The 362-nt window shown below is 48.3% G+C and carries 1 tRNA gene; it reads left to right on the forward strand.

Going from position 1 to position 362, the window contains the following annotated elements:
* The first annotated feature begins 2 nt into the window (after positions 1-2).
* Positions 3-78, forward strand: a tRNA-Ala gene (locus tag PI86_RS14085).
* The last annotated feature ends 284 nt before the right edge of the window (positions 79-362 follow it).

Consider the following 362-nt stretch of genomic DNA (forward strand, 5'->3'; position numbering starts at 1 on the left):
ATGGGGGCATAGCTCAGCTGGGAGAGCACCTGCTTTGCAAGCAGGGGGTCGTCGGTTCGATCCCGTCTGCCTCCACCAATCTTCAATGACAAGCGTTCGACGTGGTCGAGCATTTGTCATTGGCGATTGAGCCAGTCAGAGTGATACGTAGTATGTATCGGCTGTCGTTCTTTAACAATCTGGAAGAAGTAAGTAATTTGGATAGCGGAAGCGTCTTGAGATGGACGTGAAAACTATCCGGGTTGTGATTGTATCGATGTATCTCAAGATGATTCGAACTCTATGTTTGACTCAATTGGAATACGGCACAACGCGAGAACTCAACCTGTAGCGACTGTCGATGAGACAGACTCGTTATAGGG

Source organism: Burkholderia sp. A9 (assembly GCF_000801975.1).